This window comes from Candidatus Equadaptatus faecalis (assembly GCA_018065065.1).
GTDB lineage: Bacteria > Synergistota > Synergistia > Synergistales > Synergistaceae > Equadaptatus > Equadaptatus faecalis.
The window spans coordinates 1-3,729 of record JAGHTZ010000008.1; the positions used below are offsets into that span (position 1 = coordinate 1).

3 protein-coding genes are annotated in these 3,729 nt (G+C 42.2%); 2 read left to right on the top strand and 1 reads right to left on the bottom strand.

The window, feature by feature from the left end; translation table 11 throughout:
• Together KBS54_00720 and KBS54_00725 are read left to right on the top strand one after the other, a co-directional pair.
• Positions 1–1,395: S-layer homology domain-containing protein (locus tag KBS54_00720; protein ID MBQ0054658.1), on the top strand; the 1,395-nt coding region annotated here is incomplete at its 5' end.
• A 69-nt stretch (positions 1,396–1,464) separates the two neighbouring features.
• Positions 1,465–2,067 (top strand): hypothetical protein, encoded by a 603-nt coding sequence (locus KBS54_00725; GenBank protein ID MBQ0054659.1) that lies wholly within the window; start codon positions 1,465–1,467, stop codon positions 2,065–2,067.
• Between the two features lie 217 nt (positions 2,068–2,284).
• Here the strand turns inward: KBS54_00725 and KBS54_00730 are convergent, their stop codons facing one another.
• A complete protein-coding gene (locus KBS54_00730) occupies positions 2,285–3,211 on the bottom strand; it encodes an Abi family protein (GenBank protein ID MBQ0054660.1) in 927 nt (308 codons plus the stop codon).
• Between the last annotated feature and the right edge of the window lie 518 nt (positions 3,212–3,729).

Sequence of the window (3,729 nt, forward strand, 5' to 3'; positions counted from 1 at the left end):
CGTTATGAAGTAGCGGCAATGGTCGCCCGCGCGGTCGCGGCAGGCGATGCGAAACACGCAAGCAAAAAAGACGTCGAACTTCTTAAGAAACTCTGCGTCGAATTCAAAGACGAACTCGCAGCACTCGGCGCGAAAACCGACAAACTCGACAAACGCGTAACGAAGCTCGAAAAAGGCATCGGCAGCTGGCAGATCAGCGGACGTTTCAAATTCTATGCAAACTTCGCAAACGGTGACTATGCAGATGCCAACAAATCAGCATGGGTTGGTACAGGTAACAAAGGTTTCAACCGTGACACAGCACGTATGTTCTTCCGCCGTCAGATTACAGAAGACACCTACTTTGACTCACAGTTCCGTCTTGGATCAGGCTGGTCAACAGCAAATCCTGATGACGGTAAAGGCGAAGGCTCAACATTCTCAACGCGTAAATTCTACGTTGGTACAAAACTCCCGTTCTGGGGACTCGAAGTTAAAATAGGACGTTCACAGTTTGACTGGGAAGGCGACTACGGTCTCTACGCAGACGAAGACGCTCTCATCGGCGACTGGCGTATGGACGGTTTCTGGTTCACAAAGAAATGGAACAAAGTGAAACTTGATGCAGTCATCGGACGTAACAGCTCAGGCGGCAAACGTTTCTACTATGAGAACCAGAACAAAAACGATCACATGCTTTATAGCCTTAACCTCAAATGGACACCGACAGATAAACTTACACTCGGCGGTATGGCATACTGGATGGCCGGTGACAACGGTTTCTGGACAGATGCAACAAAAGAAGCAGACGGATTCTGGACAAGCCACGGCAGCGTGCACACCTACGGTGTAACAGCCGGCTACAAATTCGCAGACGGTATTGCCCTCAAAGGCGTTTACTACTGGCAGAAAATTATGCAGCCCACAAACGATCTTGACGAAAACCAGTATGCATTCAAAGTTATTCTTGACGTCAAACAGAACGTTCTTAAGTTCACAGACCTCTGGGTTGAATATGCGCAGATGAAGAACGGCTTCGGCGGCAACAATGGAGCAAACAACGGCGTTAACTGCTACTCAATGGGCAGCTTCTCAACAGAACCGTCAGTATTCTACTCACGCCCGGTTAACAACGAAGTTTCAAAAATCTGGCACATCCAGCTTAACCAGAAATGGAACAAAAAATGGAGCACATTCCTCCGCGGCACATTTGCCAACTGGTCAACAGACGGACAGGACAATGCAAAAGAATATGGTCTCGGTGTTAAATACAAACTTAACCCGGCAATCACATTCATGCTCGCATACGATGTTATCGACTATGGTGACAACAACACATACGCAGGCGCCTTCTCAAAGAAAGTTATGGAAGGCAAAGACAATGTCCTTATGTTCCAGACGGATGTCAAATTCTAAGCTAATTGCTTAACTAAACAGGGTTCCTCACGGAACCCTGTTTTTTAACAAATTAAGGAGGGAAAAGTTATGGGTAGTTGGTTTGCAGAACATATAGTTGAAATAGTAATAGCGATTGCAACCGCTTATGGAGCGTATATTGCGTTTCGCGAATGGAAAAGTAATAGTAAGTTCAGGGAACTGGATTCGCTTTACAATCTCATTGACAAAACACGCAGCGACAAGGATATTGCAGACGCAATCTCATTGGTTGATTGGAATGGCTGTGGACATGAAATCACCTACGACGGAGAGTTTGCGATAGATGGCGACAGGCAGCGCGGCAAAGAGTTTGAGATGAAACTTGATGCTGCTTTAGCCATATTTTCACATGCCTGCTATTTAAGCAAGATAGCACAGTTTAGTGATGATGATATGAAATTTTTTGAATACAGAATAAGAAGAATAGCAAATTGCACTGCTATTTGTGATTATCTGTATTCCCTGTATCATTTTTCTGCCGCTCAGGGAACAACCATGTCATTCATTCATTTGGTAAATTATCTTATTGACAAGAAATATCTTGACAAAGATTTTAAGTGTCCCAAACAAAACAGGTACGTGTATCAGCTGAATGATGGTGCAATGTATCAGGAATATCTTGCCAAACACAGCTGCGAACATTGCAAATAATCTGTTTTGACAGTTAATTATAAAACTCTGATTTTTAACACCCCCGACTGCCGTCGGGGGATTTGCTTTTGGATCGGTTATCAATTTCGTTTTCTCTTACGGGTTCCTGTTTTTTTGTTTTGAAATAGCGCCAAAAAAAATCGGACCCAATCGCTTGCGCAATCGCGTCCTTGAAAATGACCAAGTCATTTTTTCGCTGTGGTTTCATTTTATACTTTTAATATAAAATGTCAACTACTTTTTTAATAAATTCAAATTTTGCCTGTATCAGTGTGTGCTTTTTGTAATAGTCAATATGCAGGAACATTCTTAACAGTAAACCGTTCAGCATCGCTTTTATTTTTGTCTGTTCGTCTGTTCCGGGTACAAACAGCGTATAGCTGTAAAGGAGCGTAACAAATTGCAGCATTCTTTCACTTTGCAAATGTTTGTTTCTCGTTTCCTTGTTTATGGGCTGGATTTTTTGCAATAATTGAAAATCGGGTTTGTGTTTCCTGTCTGACAGGCGCATATTGTGTATGATACAATTATTGTGTGCTGCAGCATTGCGCAGTCCTTTGACGGAAACAAGCAGATAGAAATAGTTCCGCATCGTTTTATCCGAATATATGTCAGCGCAGAATCTGTAAAAATCTATAAGTGTCCCGAAAGATATTACCTCAACAAATGCCCAAATTGCATAGCTGTTGTTGTATTTGTCAATAATGCCTCCGCAATAAGGGTTATTCTTATTGCGTTCAAGTTCTTTATCTAACCGCTCAATGCCGTTTTGAGACAGAGAAGCCCTGTAGTCTGCGACTATAGCGTAACCGTCTTCGCCGTGTTTTTCAGCTTCATTGAGTAATTTAACGCGCACGCAACGCTCTATATCCAATGCCATAACAACCGCTGTCTGTCGTATCTGCGCGTCTATTTCACACAAATCTTTCAGCATGGCAAAGTCTAAATCTATATATTGTCCGTCTTTTTTGCCACCATTATATTTTTCAAAATTTTTCCTGTATGCCGCTGTCCTGAAATAGTTGTTGTACGTAGTAAGGAAGGTTTCGGCATCATTCAGTGTTATTAGTTGAAATTTGACTCCTTTTTTCTGTAAATGGGTCAATAACTGGTTTGTGGTCAGCAATGGCTTTGTGTTTAGCACAACAATACCCCCGTCTTTATAATTACTGGAACATTATATTACTTTTGATATCTTTTTGGTAGATTTCAAAAGCAAATCAAATATTGTGCATACTTTGCATACTTTACATAAACAATAAATTCGGCTAATGAGGCAGCATGGTTAGTTTTTACAGCAATCCCGTCATATAGACAGGCAGATGGATTATTCCGTCTTTTTCAGCTGCGTCTTCGGTATGCAGCAGATAGGGGGTATGCAGCTGCTGCGCGAATTTTGTCCTGAATTTGCCCTGAAATTATCACCTTTTCAAGATTTATATGTCGAATTAATTACACCTTTTCAAGATATTTGCAATATGCATAATACACCTTTTCAAAGATTTAGTACCCAAAAATACAACGTTTTTGCGGCGCATTCAAAGGTGCCCAGCAGGCAACGCGTTATGAAGTAGCGGCAATGGTCGCCCGCGCGGTCGCGGCAGGCGATGCGAAACACGCAAGCAAAAAAGACGTCGAACTTCTTAAGAAACTCTGCGTCGA

Excerpts from the sequence above, each read along its gene's own strand:
- KBS54_00725 (MBQ0054659.1), top strand. The coding sequence starts at position 1,465 with ATGGGTAGTTGGTTTGCAGAACATATAGTTGAAATAGTAATAGCGATT.